This is a genomic window from Streptantibioticus rubrisoli (assembly GCF_024436055.1).
GTDB lineage: Bacteria > Actinomycetota > Actinomycetes > Streptomycetales > Streptomycetaceae > Streptantibioticus_A > Streptantibioticus_A rubrisoli.
The window spans coordinates 49,625-68,457 of sequence record NZ_JANFNH010000002.1 but is presented as its reverse complement, the minus strand read 5'-3'; the positions used below and the strand labels follow the sequence as shown (position 1 = coordinate 68,457).

The 18,833-nt window shown below is 71.6% G+C and carries 16 protein-coding genes; 6 read left to right on the top strand and 10 right to left on the bottom strand.

Annotated elements, in window-relative coordinates:
• Positions 1-3: 3 nt before the first annotated feature.
• Complete coding sequence (locus tag NON19_RS03590; protein ID WP_255925088.1) at positions 4-603, top strand: histidine phosphatase family protein; 600 nt, start codon at positions 4-6, stop codon at positions 601-603.
• 44 nt (positions 604-647) lie between these two features.
• Here NON19_RS03590 and ligD read toward each other — a convergent pair whose 3' ends face one another.
• The 3 genes from ligD to NON19_RS03575 are packed head-to-tail and all read right to left on the bottom strand — an operon-like array spanning position 648 to position 3,694.
• Complete coding sequence (ligD, locus tag NON19_RS03585) at positions 648-1,550, bottom strand: non-homologous end-joining DNA ligase (RefSeq protein ID WP_255925087.1); 903 nt, start codon at positions 1,548-1,550, stop codon at positions 648-650.
• 2 nt (positions 1,551-1,552) lie between these two features.
• Entirely contained in the window at positions 1,553-2,944 is a 1,392-nt protein-coding gene (locus tag NON19_RS03580) for an NADP-dependent succinic semialdehyde dehydrogenase (protein WP_255925086.1), read from the bottom strand.
• Positions 2,945-2,995: 51 nt separating this feature from the next.
• Positions 2,996-3,694 carry a YoaK family protein gene (locus NON19_RS03575; RefSeq protein WP_255925085.1) on the bottom strand — a complete coding sequence of 233 codons (699 nt, stop codon included), beginning with the start codon at positions 3,692-3,694 and terminating at the stop codon, positions 2,996-2,998.
• A gap of 627 nt (positions 3,695-4,321) precedes the next feature.
• On the opposite strand from NON19_RS03575, the gene NON19_RS03570 reads away from it, so the two are divergent.
• On the top strand, positions 4,322-5,473 hold the full coding sequence (locus tag NON19_RS03570; RefSeq protein WP_255925084.1) for a baeRF3 domain-containing protein: 1,152 nt from the start codon (positions 4,322-4,324) through the stop codon (positions 5,471-5,473).
• Between the two features lie 236 nt (positions 5,474-5,709).
• Positions 5,710-6,600 carry a trypsin-like serine peptidase gene (locus tag NON19_RS03565; protein WP_255925083.1) on the top strand — a complete coding sequence of 297 codons (891 nt, stop codon included), beginning with the start codon at positions 5,710-5,712 and terminating at the stop codon, positions 6,598-6,600.
• A gap of 101 nt (positions 6,601-6,701) precedes the next feature.
• On the opposite strand, the gene lysX is transcribed toward NON19_RS03565, so the two are convergent.
• Together lysX and NON19_RS03555 are read right to left on the bottom strand one after the other, a co-directional pair.
• Entirely contained in the window at positions 6,702-9,998 is a 3,297-nt protein-coding gene (gene lysX / locus NON19_RS03560; RefSeq protein ID WP_372513987.1) for a bifunctional lysylphosphatidylglycerol synthetase/lysine--tRNA ligase LysX, read from the bottom strand.
• A gap of 252 nt (positions 9,999-10,250) precedes the next feature.
• Positions 10,251-11,225 (bottom strand): TauD/TfdA family dioxygenase, encoded by a 975-nt coding sequence (locus tag NON19_RS03555; protein WP_255925082.1) that lies wholly within the window; start codon positions 11,223-11,225, stop codon positions 10,251-10,253.
• Between the two features lie 199 nt (positions 11,226-11,424).
• On the opposite strand from NON19_RS03555, the gene gad reads away from it, so the two are divergent.
• Complete coding sequence (gene gad, locus NON19_RS03550; protein ID WP_255925080.1) at positions 11,425-12,804, top strand: glutamate decarboxylase; 1,380 nt, start codon at positions 11,425-11,427, stop codon at positions 12,802-12,804.
• 19 nt (positions 12,805-12,823) lie between these two features.
• On the opposite strand, the gene NON19_RS03545 is transcribed toward gad, so the two are convergent.
• Together NON19_RS03545 and NON19_RS03540 are read right to left on the bottom strand one after the other, a co-directional pair.
• Positions 12,824-14,281: an aldehyde dehydrogenase family protein gene (locus NON19_RS03545; protein WP_255925079.1), complete on the bottom strand. Its 1,458-nt coding sequence runs from the start codon at positions 14,279-14,281 to the stop codon at positions 12,824-12,826.
• Between the two features lie 101 nt (positions 14,282-14,382).
• Positions 14,383-15,249, bottom strand: coding sequence for a Sco1979 family transcriptional regulator (locus NON19_RS03540; RefSeq protein ID WP_255925078.1), 867 nt, complete (start codon positions 15,247-15,249; stop codon positions 14,383-14,385).
• Between the two features lie 224 nt (positions 15,250-15,473).
• Between NON19_RS03540 and NON19_RS03535 the strand changes: the two genes are divergently transcribed.
• Positions 15,474-15,965: an ATP-binding protein gene (locus NON19_RS03535; protein WP_255925077.1), complete on the top strand. Its 492-nt coding sequence runs from the start codon at positions 15,474-15,476 to the stop codon at positions 15,963-15,965.
• Between the two features lie 89 nt (positions 15,966-16,054).
• On the opposite strand, the gene NON19_RS03530 is transcribed toward NON19_RS03535, so the two are convergent.
• On the bottom strand, positions 16,055-16,279 hold the full coding sequence (locus NON19_RS03530) for a DUF397 domain-containing protein (RefSeq protein WP_255925358.1): 225 nt from the start codon (positions 16,277-16,279) through the stop codon (positions 16,055-16,057).
• Positions 16,280-16,470: 191 nt separating this feature from the next.
• Here NON19_RS03530 and NON19_RS03525 point away from each other — a divergent pair, with 191 nt between their 5' ends.
• A complete protein-coding gene (locus NON19_RS03525; RefSeq protein ID WP_308213647.1) occupies positions 16,471-17,298 on the top strand; it encodes a GNAT family N-acetyltransferase in 828 nt (275 codons plus the stop codon).
• Here NON19_RS03525 and NON19_RS03520 read toward each other — a convergent pair whose 3' ends face one another.
• Both NON19_RS03520 and NON19_RS03515 read right to left on the bottom strand, forming a co-directional pair.
• On the bottom strand, positions 17,299-18,300 hold the full coding sequence (locus NON19_RS03520; RefSeq protein ID WP_255925075.1) for a GNAT family N-acetyltransferase: 1,002 nt from the start codon (positions 18,298-18,300) through the stop codon (positions 17,299-17,301).
• Positions 18,301-18,314: 14 nt separating this feature from the next.
• A complete protein-coding gene (locus NON19_RS03515; protein WP_255925357.1) occupies positions 18,315-18,818 on the bottom strand; it encodes a GNAT family N-acetyltransferase in 504 nt (167 codons plus the stop codon).
• Positions 18,819-18,833 lie beyond the last annotated feature (15 nt).

Genomic DNA, 18,833 nt, shown 5'->3' with positions numbered 1-18,833 from the left:
CACATGGGCGAGCTGATCCTGATCCGGCACGGCGAGACCGAGTGGAGCCGGGCGTTGCAGCACACCAGTTGGACCGATCTGCCGCTCACCGCCCGTGGCGAGGAGCAGGCCCGCTCGCTCGCACCGCTGCTGCGCGGCCGCCGGATCGCCGCCACGTTCTGCAGCCCGATGGCGCGTGCGCTGCGCACCGCGCAGCTCGCCGGGCTGAGCGATCCGGTCGTCGAGCCCGACATGCGGGAGTGGGACTACGGCGGCTACGAGGGCGTCACCACCGAGGAGATCCACCGCACCCGCCCCGGCTGGGACCTGTGGACCGATGGGGTGGCGCCCGGTCCGGCGGAGCATCCCGGTGAGTCCGCGGCGCAGGTGGCCGAGCGCGCCGACCGGGTGCTCAAGGCGGTGGACGCGGCGCTGGCGGAGGCGGCGGACGGCGAGGACGTGGCGCTGGTGGCGCACGCGCACTTCCTGCGGGTACTGACCGCCCGGCGGCTCGGGCTGCCTGGCTCCGGTGGGGCGCTGTTCCGGCTGGACACCGCCACCGTGAGCCGGATCGGGACGGAACACGGCCGTCCGGTGATCACGGCGTGGAACGTGCTGCCATAGCACCGCACCGGCTGGTGATGGGTTCCGCGGGGCGCTGCGGCTTCTCACATCCGCCGCCACGCGGCGCGCAGCGAGCGCCCTCGGCGCAGGATGTCCTGCCAGGGGTCGTCGGTGAGGCGGTCGGCGATGTTGGTCAACGTCCAGCGCTGGGCGTGCAGTTGCGGATCGTCCAGCTCGGAGCCGTCGATGGGGGTGGCGACCGGTGCGCCGGGCCGCGCGCGGACGGTGTACGGGGCGACCGCGGTCTGCGCGTAGGCGTTGCGCTGCACGTCCAGGTAGAGCCGGTCGCCGCGGTCCTGTTTGCGTGGCGCGGTGGTGAGTTGGCCGGGATGGCGGTCGGCGAGGGTGTCCGCGACGCGCCGGGCGAAGTCCCGTACCTCGTCGATGTCCGTCCTGCGGTCCAGTGGCACGATCACGTGCAGCCCCCGCGAACCGGTGGTCATCAGGGCGGCGGGCAGCCGTAGTTCGTCCAGCAGGGCGCACAGCCGCCGGGCCGCCTCGCGCACCGGGGCGAAGTCCTCGCCCGGTGGATCGAGGTCGAAGACCATGCGGTCCGGGCAGCGCGGCCGGTCCGCCTTGGCCAGGAAGCGGTGCAGGGTGAGGCACGCCTGGTCGGCCAGGTAGACCAGGGTGGCGGTGTCCTCGCACAGCACGTGGGTGACGGTGCCGCCCTCCTTGGGCAGTTCGGCGCGCCGGATCCAGTCGGGGTAGTAGTCGGGTATGTCCTTCTGCATGAACCGGCCGTCGTCGATTCCGTCCGGGTGCCGCTCCAACATCAGTGGGCGGCCGCGCAGTTGCGGCAGCATCCGCGGGGCGACGGTGCGGTAGTGGTCCACGAGATCGGCCTTGGTGAGGCCGTCGTCGGGGAACAGCACCTTGTCCGGGCGGCTCAGCTCGATGGTGTGCCGCCCGGCGCGCACGGTACGGGTCTCGGTCTTGGCGGCCATGTTCAGGCGCCGTACCAGATGGTGGTGACGTTGCAGAACTCGCGCATTCCGTGGCCGGACAGTTCGCGGCCGTACCCGGAGCGCTTCACTCCGCCGAACGGCATCGCGGGGTGCGAGGCGGTCATGCCGTTGAAGTAGACACCGCCCGCCGCCAAGTCCCGCTCGAAACGCCGCTGTTCTGCTTCGTCGCCGGTCCAAACATTGGAACTGAGGCCGAACGGAACGTCGTTGGCGAGCTCCACGGCCGCGTCCAGGTCCGCCGCCCGGTAGAGCGTGGCCACCGGGCCGAAGGCCTCCTCACGGTGGATGCGCATGGTCGGGGTGATGCCGGTGAGCACCGTCGGCTCGTAGAACCAGCCCACCCGGTGGTGCGGCGGGCGTCGGCCACCGCACAGTGCGGTGGCGCCCTGCGCGACGGCGTCGCCCACGAGTTCCTCCAGGTCGGCGCGGCCCCGCTCGCTGGACAGCGGGCCCACGTCGGTGCTCTCCAGCATCGGGTCGCCGACGGTCAGCGCCGCCATGGCCGCGGTGAACCGTTCGGCGAACGCGTCGTGGATGTCGGTGTGCGCGATGAAGCGCTTGGCGGCGATGCAGGACTGGCCGTTGTTCTGCACCCGGGCGGTGACGGCGGTGCCGACCGCGCGGTCCAGGTCGGCGGACGGCATCACGATGTACGGGTCGCTGCCGCCGAGTTCCAGCACCGTCTTTTTGACCTCGTCACCGGCGATCGCGGCCACCGACCGCCCGGCGAGCTCGCTTCCGGTGAGCGTGGCGGCGGCGATCCGGGGGTCGCGCAGGATCTTCTCCACGGCGTCCGTGCCGACCAGCAGCGTCTGGAAGCATCCCTCGGGAAAACCCGCGCGGTGGAAGAGGTCGCCGATGTACAAGGCGGTCTGCGGGACGTTCGACGCGTGTTTGAGCAGCCCGACGTTGCCCGCCATCAGCGCGGGCGCCGCGAACCGGATCACCTGCCACAGCGGGAAGTTCCACGGCATCACGGCGAGCACCGGGCCCAGCGGCCGGTAGCGGATGTAAGCGGTGCGCGCGCCGGAGTCCTCGATGTCGGCGGCTGAGGGGTGTTCGTCGGCGAGCAGCCGTTCGCCGTTCTCCGCGTACCAGCGCAGCGCCTTGACGCACTTGGCCGCCTCGGCGCGGGCCGCGACCAGGGTCTTGCCCATCTCGGTGGTCATGGTGTGGGCGATCTCGTCCTGCTCCTGCTCCAGCAAGTCGGCGGCGGCGCGCAGCAGTTCGGCCCGGGTGACCAGGTCGGTGGTGCGGTACTCCTGGAAGGCCGCGGCGGCGCGGGCCAGCCGCTCCTCGATCTCGTCCGGGCCGTGGGCCTCGAAGGTCTTCAGGGTCTCCCCCGTCGCCGGATTCACGGTTGCGATGGCCATGGCTTCCTCCTCGGACGGTGCCACTGGGTCGCGTGCCCGCTGCGCTGGCATTTACCCGTTACGTTCCGGTGCTTCCGGCGGCCGGTACGTAGCCCCGAGCACCGCCGCCAGGACCAGCACCGGGGCGGGCAACGCCGCCCAGGCCGGGGCCCAGTGGTGCAGCACCGCCGCCGCGGCGGCACCCGCCACCAGCGCCGCCAGCCGTACCGGCACCCACCGGTCCTCGGCGCCGACCGCGGCACCGGCGTTGCGGGCGACGTACGTGGCCAGTGTGCCGGTGAAGTACGTGGAGGGCCGGCCGCCAGCGCCCGCCGCGAGCATCGCCACGGACTGACCGCCCATCGCCACCGCCGCCACGCACAACAGCACCACGCGCAGCCCGCCGCCCGGCACCCCGCCGCTGCCCGCCCACAGCGAGGCGTGCGCGGCGAGCAGCCCGGTCTCCCCCGCCAGGCAGAACAGCACCCGGGTCGGCCACCCCGGCCGCGCGTCGGAGGCGACGCCACGGCAGATCAGGGCGCTGAGCCAGGTTCCCGCGACGAACCCGGCCAGGGCCACCAGCGGCGCCGTGAGATCGGCCGGGCGGCCGGAGGCGAGGGCGATGCCGAGCAGCGCCAGGTTGCCGGTCATGACCCCGGCGAAGACATGGCCGAGCACGGTGAACGCCAACGCGTCCACCGCCCCGGAGGCCGCCGCCAGCAGCACCAGGGCGATGTACTCGGCGGTCCGGGGACCGCGCCGACCGGGCAACGGCGGCCGCTACCGCAGCGGCCCAGGGTCCGGTATCGGACTGGGTGTCGGGCCGGGTGTGGGGCCAGGCGGCGGAGGCGAGGGCACCGGTTCCGGTTCCGGGCCCGGTGCGGGCTCGGGCGGTGGGGTGGGGATGGGGTTCGGCGTGGGGCCCGGCGGGACCGGGCCGGGCACGGGGCCGGGGCCCGGCGGCGGGGTCGGCGAGGGGGGTTCCGGATCGGGATGGGGGGTGGGGTCCTTCTGGGCCTGCGGGGCGGGCACGGGCCCCGCGGGCTGCCGGGTCCGCGGTGGGGTCAGGGGCCGCACGGTCGGGTCGGGCGCGAGCAGGGGGTGCCGTGCGGTGTGCTGCTTCATGACGTCCTCCAGCGCCTTGCGAGTGCTACTCGCCCCGCTTCTGCCCGGGATGCGTCCGGGTACCCCTCCCCACCCTGGCCACAGCCCCAGGCGGCGCGCGCGGAGGCGTAGCCCGTCGGTGGTACGGCGACGGCCCGCCGCCGAGTCGCAATCGGCGGCCATTGCGCGGAGGATGGAAGAACGCCGCCAGCGGGCGCACGCCGCCCGTGCGCCGCCAGGCCATCGACGGGCTGAGCGCGACGAGCCTCAGATCGACGAGTTAGGGAGAATCCGATGGACGTCTCCTGGGTCACCCCCTCGATCCTCGCGGAACTGCGCCGTCCACGTGAGTACCCCGCCGTCTCCCTTGTGTTGCCCGTCCACCGGGCGCTGCCGGAGAAGGCACAGGATCCGATCCGGCTGCGGAACCTGGTGGCACAGGCCCGGAAACAAGCCGATGACGATCCGGAGATCACCCACTCCCGCCGCGCGGACCTGCAAAAGCAGTTGGACTCCGCGGTCGAGGAGTTGGAGTGGGAGCGTGAGCAGACCTCCGGTGAGGGGCTGGTGCTGCATGTGGCGCCGGGCGAGCACCACACCTGGGTGCTGCCGCAGCCGGTGACCGAGCAGGTGGTGTTCGGCACCACCTTCCTCACCCGCAACCTGGTGGCGGCCGCCAACATGCTGGAGCCGTACTGGGCGCTGGTGCTGGCCGAGAAGCCCACCCGGCTGTGGGACGGCTCGCCGCTGTGGCTGCACGAGGTGACCGAGTACGGCTTCCCGCTCAGCGCGCAGGGACCGGAGGGCGAGGCGCCGCTCAAGGGCGGTGTCGCGGTGCGCCCGAGCGAACCGCGGGCGGCCTACCGCACGGAGCGGGTGCAGCGGTTCATCCGGGCGGTGGACGACGCGCTGGGGCAGGCGCTGGAGCGTCGGCGCAGGCCGGTGTTCCTGGTCGGCATGCAGGCGCACCTGCGCCGGATGCGCGAGCTGACCCGGCACCGCGACGCCCTGGCCGATCCCGAGACGGACACCGAGGCGGCCGGGTACGAGAAGGCGTCCGCCGCGGCGCTGTCCGAGGCGCTGCGGACGGCGTGGGAGCGCGCGCACGCCAAGCGGGTCCGTACCGCGCTGGACGCGCTGGACGCCGCCCGCAGCGAGAAGCGGTACGCGGGCAGCCTGGAGGAGGCGTGGAGCCTGGTGAACCAGGGCCGGGGCCGGCACCTCGTGGTCGACGAGTCGTACCACGTGGCCGCACGGGTCGACGGGGAGCGGGTGAACGTCGTCACCGGGGACGAGGGCGAGATCCGGCCGGACGCGCGGGGGACGGTCGTCCAGGACGCGGTGGACGAGCTGGTCGAGCGGCAGTTGGAGCACGGCGGGGAGGTCACGTTCGTGCCGTCGGGGGCCGTGGACGGCACGGGGCTTGCCCTCAGCCTGCGGTACTGATTCTTTTCCCACCCGCCCAGCGCAGCGTCTTTCCCACCCACCCAGCGCAGCGTCTTTCCCACCCACCCAGCGCAGCGCCTTTCCCACCCAGCCCGGCCGGTGCCATCCCCTACCCGTCCCGGCCCGCCTTCGGGTGACCTGGACGAGATTTCGATCTCCACCGTGCGGGTGACTTCTGGAGTGTCCAGCGCTGACCGCGGCGTACACCGTCGGATCATCTGCCTTAACCAGAGGTCATGGGAGGGCCAGCGGTGGAGCGGATCGGCACGGCTGCGGCAGCGCGCGCGGGTGGCGTCGTACTCGCCTGTCTGGCCACGGCCCTGTTCTCGTCGGCCGCCATCAGCGGCCCCGCCGCCCGCCCCCCGGCCAGGCCCCACCGCTCCCCCTCGCACGCGCCGCACCGCCCCCGGCGCACCCCCGCACCGCGGAACAGGGTGGCGGTGCTGCGCGCGGCAAGTCCGGTGCCGACCAGCACCTTTCCGCCCGACTACCGGGTGGGCGCGGTCTTCTCGCTCAACGGCCAGCCGCACCACTACTGCACCGGCAGCGTGGTGGACAGCCCGCACCGCGATCTGGTGATCACCGCGGCGCACTGTGTGCACGGCGGCGCGGGCGGCGGCTACCGCACCGGGCTCGGTTTCGCACCGGGCTACCGCAACGGGCGCAGTCCGGCGGGGCTGTGGCGGGTGCGCAGCGCCCTGGTGGCGCCGGAGTGGGCCAACGCCACCGACACCTCGGCCGATGTGGCGTTCCTGGTGGTCGATCCGCTGGACGGGCGGAACATCCAGGACGTGGTGGGCGGCAACCCGCTGTCCACCGGCCGGGACAGCGGCCCGATCCGCCTGGTCGGCTATCCGCGCAACGCCGACGACGCGATCTCTTGCGACGGCACGGCGCGCCCCGCGACCCGCCGCGGGGTGGACCAACTGCGCGTCGAGTGCCCCGGCTTCACCTCGGGCACCAGCGGCAGCCCCTGGCTGGCCAACGCCGGTCCGTCGGGCGGCGGTTCGGTGGTGGGGGTCATCGGCGGCTACCGCAACGGCGGTTCGACGCCGGACGTGTCGTACAGCAGCGTGTTCGGCGAGCGGGTGCGCGACCTGTACGAGCAGGCCGCGGCGCTGGGTTAGCCCGGTAGCGCCCCGAAGGGGCGCGGGGAACTGCGCGAGCAGCCACAACGGTGCCGCGGACGATCCCAAACCGCACATCACCGCACCCCCAGCGGAAGCGCTCAGCGGCGCCGTACCAGCGGGAAGGGCAGTGTCTCACGGATCGTCAGGCCGGTCAGGAACATCACCAGCCGGTCGACTCCGATGCCCAGGCCGCCGGTCGGCGGCATGGCGTACTCCAGCGCGGTCAGGAAGTCGTCGTCCACCTCCATCGCCTCAAGGTCGCCACCGGCCGCCTTCAGTGACTGCTCGGTGAGCCGTCTGCGCTGCTCCACCGGGTTGATCAACTCCGAGTAGGCGGTGCCCAGTTCGGTACCGAAGGCGACCAGGTCCCAGCGCTCGGCCAGCCGTGGATCGGTGCGGTGCTGGCGGGTGAGGGGGGAGACCTCGGTGGGGAAGTCGGTGTAGAAGGTGGGCAGTGTGGTGCGCTCCTCGACCAGCCGCTCGTACATCTCAAGCACCAGTTCGCCGTGGCTGGTGCCCGGTGCGTACGGCACCTCGGCCCGGTCGCACAGCCGCATCAGCGCGAGGGTGTCGGCGTCCGGGCCGACCTGTTCGCCGAGCGCCTCGGAGATCGCCGTGTAGACCGGTTTGACCGGCCAGTCGCCGGAGATGTCGTGCTCGGTCACGGTGCCGTCGGCCGCGGTTCTACGGGCGATCTGCGCGCCGTTGGCCGCGATGGCGGCGGACTGCACCAACTCGCGGGTCAGGTCCAGCATCACGCGGTAGTCGGCGAACGCCTGGTACGCCTCCAGCATGGTGAACTCGGGGTTGTGCTTGTAGGAGGTGCCCTCGTTGCGGAAGGTGCGGCCCATCTCGAAGACCTTCTCCACGCCGCCCACGCACAGCCGCTTGAGGTACAGCTCGGGCGCGATCCGCAGATAGAGGTCGAGGCCGTAGGCGTTGATGTGGGTGGTGAACGGCCGGGCGTTGGCGCCGCCGTGGATCTGCTGCAGCATCGGGGTCTCCACCTCCAGGAAGCCCCGGTCCAGCAGGCCCTGGCGCAGCGCCTGGACGGCCGCGCTGCGGGCCCGTACCACCTCGCGGGCCTCGGGGCGGATGACCAGGTCCACGTAGCGCTGGCGCACCCGGGCCTCGGGGTCGGTCAGACCCCGGCGCTTGTCCGGCAGCGGGCGCAGGCACTTGGCGGTCAGCCGCCAGGAGGTGGCGAAGACCGACAGTTCGCCCTTCTCGCTGGTGCCGACCTCACCGCGTACCTCGATGTGGTCGCCGAGGTCGGTGTCGGCGGTGAACCTGGCCAGTTCCGCGGCGCCCAAGTCCGCCCTGGTGAGGGCTACTTGCAGGTCGGCTGACCAGTCACGCAGCACCGCGAACACCACTCCGCCGAAGTCTCGGCGCATCATCAGCCGACCGGTGACGGCGACCCGCTCACCGGTGCGGGTGCCGGGCAGCAGGTCGCGGTGGGCGGCCCGGACCTCGGCGAGGGTGTGGGTCCTGGCGGCGTCCACCGGGTACGGCTCGACGCCTCCCGCGATGAGCCGGTCCAGCTTGTGGCGGCGCACCCGGACCTGTTCCGGCAGCGCCGCGAGTTCGTCTGCGGCGCGGGCGGCGGTCTCGTCGGGCGCGCCGCCGGGCACCTCGGTGAGCGGTGGCAGCGGCTCGGCGCTGACCGGCGGGCGCACTCCCTGGTGCCAGCGGCGGCCGAAGCGCGGGAAGTCCACGAAACCTTCGGCGATCCCGGCGGCCAGACCGATCCTGGCCACCTGGCGGCCTTCGGCGAAGCACAGGAACCGCGGGTACCAGTCCGGCTTGTACTTCACGTTCGACCGGTACAGCGCCTCCAGCTGCCACCACTTGGAGAAGAACAGCAGCATCCGGCGCCACAGCCGCAGCACGGGTCCCGCGCCGATCCGCGCGCCCTGTTCGAAGACGGCGCGGAACACCGCGAAGTTGAGCGAGACGCGTTTGATGCCCAGCCGTGGCGCCCGTTCGGCGATCTCGGCGACCAGGAACTCCATCACCCCGTTGGGTGCGGAGCGGTCCCGGCGCATCACGTCCAGCGAGATGCCGTCCGATCCCCAGGGCACGAAGGACAGCAGGGCCACGGTCCGCCCCTCGGTGTTGACCGCCTCGGCGAGCAGGCAGTCGGCGTCCGCCGGGTCGCCGAGACGGCCGAGGGCCATCGAGAAGCCGCGTTCCACCTCGGTGTCCCGCCAGGCGTCGGCCAGCGCGATGACCCGCGCCATCTCCTCCGGTGCCAACGCGCCGTGACGGCGGATCCGGCAGGACATGCCGGCGCGGCGGACCCGGCCGACGGCCTGCCGGGTGACCCGCATGTCGCGTCCGGCCAGGTCAAAGCGGGCGGTCTCCAGCACCGCCTCGTCGCCGAGTTGCAGCGCGTTCAGACCGGCGCGCGCGTAGGCCTTGGCGCCCTCCTCGCTGGCCCCCATGACGGCCGGGACCCAGGCGTACTTGCGGGCCAGGGCCAGCCATGCCTCGATGGCCGCGTCCCAGCCGCCGCGGTCGCCGACCGGGTCGGAGCTGGCCAGGCAGACGCCCGCCTCGACCCGGTAGGTGACCGCGGCGCCACCGCTGGGCGCGAAGACCACCGCCTTGTCGCGGCGGGTGGCGAAGTAGCCGAGCGAGTCGTGGGCGCCGTAGCGGGCCAGCAGCGCGCGGATCCGGGCCTCCTCGTCGCCGTGCAGCGAGGCCTGCGCGCGTTGTGAACGGAACAGCACCGCTGCCGCGTTGAGCAGCGCCAGGGCGCCGAACAGCCCGAGCAGGAAGCTCACCGCCATCGGGGGGTGCTGGGGGAAGCGGTGCCCGCTGATCAGTCCGCCGAACACCCGGTTGGCGGCCCACGGCAGCCGTTCGGAGGCGGGCAGTCCGCCGTGGAAGAGTTCCACCAGGCCCCAGCCGAGCAGCACCGCGACGGCCAGTCCCAGGGCCAGTACGCCCAGCGCCCGCCAGAAGGCGCCGCGCCGTACCCGGGCCGCGAACGCCGAGCGGGACAGCAGCAGCGCGGTCATGATCGAGCCGGTGATCAGCAGCGAGACGCCGGCCTCCACCGGGCCGACCAGGTCGATGGTGAGGACCTCGGCGAGCAGCACCAGGCCGGTGTAGAAGGTGACCACCCACCATGCGACCCGCTTGCGGGCGAGCAGTGCCCCGGCGAGCAGCAGCAGGAAGACGGCGTAGGCGAGGTTGGGCGAGGCCGGGACGATCCAGTCGTCGATCACGTCCAGCACCGGCGAGAGCAGCCAGCGCACCGGGCTGACCAGCGCGGACAGCGCGCAGGCGGTGCCGAGCAGGCCGAAGAACCCGCCGGACCAGGCGGGCACGCGCATGGCCGCGCGCCGCAGCGGGCCGGACCGGGTCTTGCTCTCGGCGTCGCTCATGGCCCTCCTGGCGGTGGCGGTCCGGGGGGCGTTCCCCGGAGGGCGCGGTATCCGGCCGGGCCCAGTGCTGTCGGCCCGGACACAGGTCACCACCAGCACGGTAGCGACGTGGAGGCCGCTTCGCACAGCACACCCCGGCATGGCGTTCCGCGCGGTCCCGCGGAAGGGACCTGTCTGGCGGATCGCGGCCCGGCGGAAGCCGGAAGGCGGCCGCCGGCATCCGCGCCGACGGCCGCCCGGCAACACACCGCGCTACTGCCCCCCGCGGCTTTGCGCGTAGCAGCGCCGCAGCCAGCGTGCCGTCCCCTGTGCGGCAGGCTGGAACGGGACTCGGCGGTGCAGCACCCGGCGGTTGTCGAAGACATGGAAGTCACCGGCACCGACCAGTACCGCGGTGCCGTCCAACTCGCCCAGCCGCCGCTCGAACTGGCTCAGCGCCCGGGTGGCGCGCAGCGTCAGTCCGGTGATCCGGCCCGGCCCGTACCGTACGGCGTCCTGGCCGTCGGGCAGCGTCCACAGCAGTGGCACGCCCTCGCGGGTCATCGGGCCGCCGTCGGCGCTGGCCGCGTAGGACTCCGGGGCGGTCACCAGGAACTCCGGCAGCCGCAGGTCGTCGATGACCCACTGGGGCAGGGCGGCGAGCACCTCGGTGAGCGGCAGCAGGTCGGTGGGGACCTGCTCCACGTTGCGCATCCCGTAGAAGGACAGGAAGTGCGGTATCGCTATCGACGCCTCGGCTCCGTCGGTGTGGTCGAGGATCGAGTCGTCGGTGTGCCAGTCGAGCGGTGCAGAGTAGCCCCAGGAGGTGAGCGCCCGCCCGGATCCGGGCCGTGGCGCGACGTTGCGGATGAGCCGTCCCTCGTTCTCCCAGCGGTAGGCCATCGGCGTCAGACCGAGCAGTTGCAGCATGCCGAAGTGGACCAGATTGGGAACGGTGAGGGCGGATTCATCGCAGAATCCGTTGTCCGGCGTCGGAATCCATTCCTCCGTTTCTGGCAGGTTCGACACCGTCAACCAGGGATCCGGTTCCCGGCGCCATGCCGTCAACCGTTCCAGCACCGCGGCGGGCAGATGATTGCGCAGGTGCTTGGCGCCGGTCTGGGTGTAGAAGCGCAGGTCAGAATCGGGAGTGACGTCTCCGAGCCCAGGGTGCGCACGCAGGTCCGCGGAAATCGACGCCTTTACGGCATCGGTGACGCGGACCGCTTCCCGGAGAACGTCACGCATGCCGTCAAGGTCTCCTTAACCGGGGCTAATTGAGCGGGGTCCATGGGTAAGACAACAACTCCAGTGACGGTACCCGCCGGTCTTCCGCGGCAAATGCGGTTCATGATTCCTTGAGGAAGATCTGAGCTTGTCGGCATTGCTAACGGATGACCACCAGCCGCCCCGGGCAGGATGGAAACCACCACCAGGAGGTTGTGCCATGCCACTGCACCGCGTCGACCAAGCGCGGCAATACGCACCCGACGACCTGTACGCGCTGCCCGGAGCGTTCGAGCCGCTCCCCCGCTACCGCATCCCCGAGGGCACCATGCCCGCCCGGGCGGCGTACCAGCTGATCCGCGACGAGCTGCTGCTGGACGGCAACTCCCGGCAGAACCTCGCCACGTTCTGCACCACCTGGTCGGAGCCCGAGGTTCGGGAGCTGATGTCCGAGACGCTGGACAAGAACCTGGTCGACAAGGACGAGTACCCGCAGACGGCGGAGATCGAGTCCCGCTGCGTACACGTGCTGGCCGACCTGTGGCACGCCCCGGACGGCGCGTCCGCGGTGGGTTGCTCCACCACCGGCTCCAGCGAGGCGGCCATGCTGGCAGGACTGGCGATGCAGCGCCGCTGGCGGGCGAAGCGGCGCGCGGCGGGGCAGCCGGTGGAGCGGCCCAACCTGGTGTGCGGTCCGGTGCAGGTGTGCTGGGAGAAGTTCGGCCGCTACTTCGACGTGGAGCTGCGGCAGATCCCGCTGCTGCCGAACAATCTCACCATGCGGCCGGAGCAACTGGCCGAGTACTGCGACGAGAACACCATCGGTGTGGTGTGCACCCTCGGCGTCACCTTCAACGGCGAGTACGAGCCGGTCGCCGAAGTCAGCCGTGCGCTCGACGAGTTGGAGCAGCGCACCGGATTCGACATCCCGGTGCACGTGGACGCGGCCAGCGGCGGCTTCGTCGCGCCGTTCCTGGAGCCCGGCCTGGAGTGGGACTTCCGGCTGGCGCGGGTGAAGTCCATCAACGCCTCGGGCCACAAGTTCGGTCTGTCGCCGCTCGGCGTCGGCTGGGTGGTCTGGCGGGACGCCGAGTACCTGCCGGAAGAACTGGTCTTCCACGTCGACTACCTGGGCGGCGACATGCCGACCTTCGCCCTCAACTTCAGCCGTCCCGGTGGCGAGGTGATCGCCCAGTACTACAACCTGGTACGGCTGGGCCGCGAGGGCTACACCTCGGTGCAGAGCGCCTGCGCCCGGGTCGCGACCCAACTCGCCGACGCCGTCGCCGAACTGGGGCCGTTCAGCGTGCTGCACGACGGCAGATCCGGTCTGCCGGTGGTGTGTTGGACGCTGGCGCGCCCGCACGGTGACTGGACCCTGTACGACCTGTCGGAGCGGCTACGGCTGCGCGGCTGGCAGGTGCCCACGTACCCGCTGCCCGCCGACCGGCAGGACGTCGTCGTACAGCGCGTGGTGGTACGGCACGGAGTCAGCCGCGACCTCGCCGAACTGCTCCTCGGCGACCTGAAGGCGGCACTCGCCGACATCCAGCGCCGCCATCTGTCCGGCGCCGAGGAACAGCCGGGCTTCCACCACTGAATCCCGGGAACACCCGGGATCAGAACGGGAAGGCGCTGCGCCCGTGTTGGACGGAGATCCACTTGAGCGTGGTGAACGCCTCGATGGTGGAGTCGCCGCCCAGCCGTCCCACGCCCGAGGCCTTCTCCCCGCCGAAGGGGACGATCGGCTCGTCGGCGATGGTCCCGTCGTTGACGTGGATCATCCCGGTGTCGATCCGCTGCGCCACCCGCACGCCGCGTTCGATGTCACCGGTGTGCACGGCGCCGCTGAGGCCGAACGGTGTGTCGTTGGCGATCCGTACCGCCTCGTCCTCGCCGTCGAACGGGACCACCAGTACCACCGGCCCGAAGATCTCCGTGGACAGGATGGGCGCGTCCGCGGGTACCCCGGTCAGCACCGAGGGCTCCATCAGCGTGCCATCGGTGCGACCGCGCAGCAGGGCGGTGGCGCCGCCGTCGATGGCCTGGGTGATCTGCGCCTCGATGGCGTCGGCCTGGTTGGGGTTGATCAGCGGACCGATGTGGGTGGCTGGGTCCTTGGGGTCGCCGACCCGCAGGCCACGGATCTTCGCGACGAACCGCTCGGTGAACTCCTTCTCCACCGAGCGGTCCACCAATACCCGGTTGGCCGCCATGCACACCTGGCCCTGGTGGGCGAAGCGGCTGAAGACCGCGGCGTCCACCGCGTAGTCCAGGTCGGCGTCATCCAGCACGATCAGCGCGCTGTTGCCGCCCATCTCCAGCACGGTGCGTTTGAAGTGGCCCGCGGCGACCTGGGCGACATGGCGGCCGACCTTCTCCGAGCCGGTGAAGGAGATGACCTTCGGCACCGGGTGCTCGATGAGCGCGTCACCGATCTCGGCGATGTCGGTGACCACGACGTTCAGCAGCCCCGGCGGAAGCCCCGCCTCCTCCATGATTCTCGCGATCAGCGTGCCGCCGACGATCGGGGTGTTCTGATGCGGCTTGAGCACCACAGCGTTGCCCAGCGCGAGGGCGGGGGCGACCGACTTCAACGACAGGAACAGCGGGAAGTTGAACGGGCTGATGATCCCGATGACGCCCACCGGCAGCCGGTAGAGCCGGTTCTCCCTGCCGTCCACCGGTGACGGCAGGATCCGCCCCTCGGGTCGCAGCGACAGCTGCATCGCCTCTCGGAACATGTCCTTGGTCAGGGCCAGTTCGAATCCGGCCTTGACGTGGGTGCCGCCGAGTTCGTCGATGATGATCTCGGTGATCTCGCGCTCACGGTCCTCCACGATCCTGAGCGCCCGCTCGAAGACCAGCCGCCGGGTGTACGGGTTGACCTGGGCCCACTCCTTCTGCGCGCGCTCGGCGGCACGGTAGGCCTGGTCGACCTCGGCCACGGTGGCGACGGTGATGGATGCGATCTTCTCCCCGCTGTAGGGGTTGAAGTCGATGATCTCCCAGGAGCCGCTACCGGGCTTCCACTGCCCGTCGATGTACTGGAGCGCCAGCTCGGACGAATAGGACATGCCATCCCTTTCACGCGGACCTGGTGGACACACCCCCCGTGGACCTGATGCCGAGTCATCGTACTGATGCCGCAGGGAAGTTGTGGATCACCGTTGGCGTATCAGGTTTCCCGCAGGATGGTCCGTAGCAGGTCGCGGGTGCCCGCCTGGGTGAGCCCCTCGGTGCGCAACCGGTCCATCAGCCGGGCGTACTGCGCCACTTCGTCGCGCTTGTCGAGGTAGAGGGCGCTGGTGAGCTGTTCCAGGTACACCACGTCCGGCAGATCGCTCTCGGGGAAGCGCAGCATGGTGAACGCCCCGCACTCCGCCGCGTGGCCGCCGAACTCGAAGGGCACCACCTGCAGCGACACATCGGGGTGTTCGCTGAGTTCGAGCAGCCGCCGCAACTGTCCGCGCATCACCTCGGGCCCACCGAACGGCCTGCGCAGCGCGGCCTCGTCCTGCACCACGACCAGGTGCGGCGGGCGCTCTCCGGTGAGGATCTTCTGGCGGCGCATCCGCAGGTCGACGCGGCGCTCGACCTCGTCGTCGGAGGCGTTCGGCTGACCGAGCCGGACGACCGCGCGGGCGTAGTCGTCGGTCTGCAACAGCCCGTGTATGAACTGCACTTCAAAGGTGAGGATGTGGGACGCGGACTCCTCCAGGCCCACATATGTCTGGAACCAGCCGGGCAGCACATCACCGTAGGAGTGCCACCAGCCCGCGACGTTGGCCTCCCTGGCCAGCGCGAGCAACGCGTCGCGGTCGGACTGGTCGGTTACCCCGTAGAGCGTGAGCAGGTCGGCGACATCACGCTCCTTGAAGCTCACCCGCCCCAGCTCCATGCGGCTGATCTTGGATTCGGACGCCCTGATCGAGTACCCGGCGTCCTCTCGGCTGACGCCCTTCGACTCCCGCAATCGGCGCAGTTGGGAGCCGAGAAGGATCCGGCGGACCACCGATCCGCTTCCCGGCTGATCTGTCGTCATGTGGTTGGCCCCTCCATCCATGGCACAGGCGAAGTCTGTCACCTTCCGGCCTCCGCAGACTCCGCTTCCCGCCAGGCGTGACCGAACGGTGCACATGAGTCTGCCCGTGCATATGCCAACCCGGCATCTGCACGTGCATCCGCTCTTGCATCCTGCCTGCCGGTTGGGGACGATGTGAACCGTGCACTCGTCGACCAGGCCCACAACAGCCCGAGGTGTCGGTCATGAGAAGTGACGGCTCGGTGGCGCTCGCGCCCTTATGGGACGTGGTGCGCCCGTCCGAGAGACTGGCGTCGTCGGCCTGTGAGCTGCCCGCCGCCTATGAATCGGTGCGGGAGGCACGGCACTTCACCTGCACCACACTTCGCCGGTGGGGGTTGTGCGAACTGGTGGACAACGTCGCGCTGGTGGCATCGGAACTCGTCACCAACGCGCTGCGGCACGGCGTCGGGACGGACACGGGGCCGCACCCGACGGCCGCGCAGACTTCCCCACCAGCCGTGGTCCGGCTCGGCCTCGCGCGCTGGACGTCACGGGTGGTGGTTTCGGTACGCGATCCCAACAGCCAGGGACCGGTACCCAGGACGCCCGACTTCGTCGCGGAGTCGGGCCGGGGGCTGCATCTGGTCGCGTCATGCTGTGAGACATGGGGGTGGCACCCCCTGACGGGAGCCGGGAAGGTCGTCTGGGCGCTCTTCCCCGCCCCGTCCAACTGACTGATTCCACTTAGCCCCGGTTTCAGGTTCCGCTTCGCTCCACCGCACGGCTTCCGCCGCCGCCTCGGCCATCCGCGGAATACCGGATTCTACGGAGCGCCCTGGACCAGATGGTCGAACTCCCCGTCCTTCACCCCGAGAAGCAGCGCCTCGATCTCGGCGCGCGTGTATATCAGCGCGGGTCCCTCGGGAAAACGGGAGTTGCGTACCGCGACATCGCCACCGGGCAGCCGGGCCAACTCGACGCAGGTCCCCTGGGAGTTGCTGTGCCTGCTTTTCTGCCAGATGGCGCCCTGGAGTTCACTAGCTGCCATGCCGTTGTATGTGCGGCGCACAGATACCTCCTGGGACGTGCGGTTCTCACCGGCCGGAATGATAGCGCGCTGCACATGCAAAGGCCCGTGCAGATGCAGGTGCGCAACTCTCAGTAGCGCCACGGAATTTGGATGACGGCAACTCCCTGTATGCGCCACGATGCGGTATGCCATGGACAACTACCACTGATGTGACGGAGTTTGACGCGGCGGCCCGGGACTTCCTGCGCTCCCGGCCCGTCCACCACACCGTGCAGTTGACGGTCTGCGCCCGGCTGCGCCAGCAGGGACCGGGCGCCTTCGGCGACGGTGCTCCGGAGTTCGGCTGGTGGACCGGTGCGCACGGCGCGGTCACCGGTGCCCTGGTGCGCACCCCGCCGCACCACCTGCTGCTGACCGAGCTGCCAACCCGGGCCCTGGCGCCGCTGGTTGACCTGTACGCGGCCGCGGATCCAGCCCTGCCGGGTGTCGCCGGACCGGTTGCCACGGCGGAGGCGTTCGGTGCCGCCTGGCAGCGGGCCACCCGCGCCCGGCCGACCGTGGCCCGCGGCGAACGCCTCTACCGGCTGGGTGAGTTGGCGCCGCCGCCACCGGCCCGGGGGCAGGGCGGGCGGGTAGCCGGACCGGACGACCGCGCGCTCCTGGTCGAGTGGTGGACCCGGTTCGCTCAGGTGATCGGCGAGCCCCAGCCGTACCGCGCGGACCGGGCCGTCGACGACCGGCTCGGCTACGGCGGGGTGTCGCTGTGGGAGGACGGCGGGCGGCCGGTCTCGCTGGCCGGAGCCACCCGGCAGGTGGCGGGCACGGTGCGGATCGGCCCGGTGTTCACCCCCGAGCCGTCGCGCGGGCGCGGCTACGCGTCCCAGGTGACCTCGCTGGTCCGCCGCCGGGCGCTGGACGCCGGGGCGCGCGAGGTGTTGCTCTTCACCGACCTGGCCAACTCCACCAGCAACGCGCTGTACCAGCGTCTCGGCTTCCGCCCGGTAGGCGACTTCCGCACCATGCGCCTCGCGCCGTGATCAACCGCCCGGCGCCATACGGGAGTCGATCACCCGGCACAGCCGGTAGGCGACCGGGGTGAAGCCGAACGCCGGCCAGTGTCCCGCCGCCAGCGGGGAGGCGGTCGGCCAGTTGGCCGCCATATGGCGGTAGCCGCGGTCGTACGCCCAAGCCAGCGCGGTGGCCAGCAGCACCCGGCTGACCCCTTCGCCGCGCGCGTCCGGTTCGACGTACGCCTCGGCCAACTCCACCGCCGACTGCGGGGTGAACGGCCCCGGCTGTGCCGGGGTGAGCACCACCATTCCGGCCTCCTCGCCCCGGCGCACCGCGAGCCAGGCCGCGCTGTCCGAGGCGGTGAGCGCATCGGCGTAGCGGGTGCGCAGCCGGTCGAGCGCTTCGGGCGACTGCGGTTGGAAGACGGCCGCATGCCGCCGGTGCTCGGCCGACTCCACGGCCATCCGGCCTATCGGCCCCAGGTCCGCGCCGCTGGCCCGGCGGATGGACAGGCCGTCCACCCCGCGCGGCTGGCGGCCGCTCGCCCGTACCGGCAGCAGCCCGCGCATCCGCTCAAGACCGAAGCCGAGCCGGAACCAGGCCGACGCCACGGTGTCGTCGGCGGGCAGATCGACGTGGTGCACCAACCGGCCGTCCGCCACGAACCGTTCGGCGACCGCCGCGTACAGCGCGCGCAGCGCCTCTTGTTCCCGGCCCGGCTGCAGCGCGTGGCCGCCGTGGGCGACCAGCGCCGAGCGCGGATCGCGGTGCTCGTCCGGCCGCTCGTCGCCGCCCGGCTGGTCGGGGGCGACGACGAGGTAGCCGCCCAGCCTGCCCCGGCCGCCGCGCGCCACGACCGCCTGCGCGCCCGGCGCGGCGAGCAGTTTCACCAGCAACTCCTCGATCCCGTAAGGGTTTTCCGGCGCCGGATAGCCGCGTGGTCTACGGGACCGGGTGTACCAGCGGTCGAGGAGGGCGGCGGACTCGGGGATGTGCTCGGCCGTCATCGGCGCGGTGGCGAAGGTCATGGTGCGTCCGGACGCTAACGGGCCTCGGACCGCTCCGGCAAGGCCCTCGCGGCGGGCAGCGGACGGCCCAGGTGTACGGCGAGCGGCGCGTCCCGGTACACGCCGAATCCCGCCACCGGCGCATATCCGCACGAGGTGTACAGCGTTATCGCCTCGGGCTGCAGCTCTCCGGTCTCCAGCACCATCCGCCGCCGTCCCGCCGCGGCCGCGCTGGCCTCCAGTTCGGCCAGCACCCGTCGGGCCAGACCGCGGCCGCGGGCTTGCGGGACCACGTACATCCGCTTCAGCTCCGCGTCCCCGTCCTCGTGGCCGTCGCCGGCGGCGTCCTGGGCGCGCCAGCCGCCGGTGGCCACCGGCTCGCCGTCGAGGTAGCAGACCAGGAACAGCCCGCCCGGCGGGTCGAACTGCGCCGGGTCCATCGGCGTGAGGTCCGGCTCGCCGTACCGCTGCACGTACTCCTGCTGCACCCGCTCGGTCAGCGCCACCGCGTCCGGGTGGTCGTAGCGCACCGCGCGCATCACCGCTCGTATGTC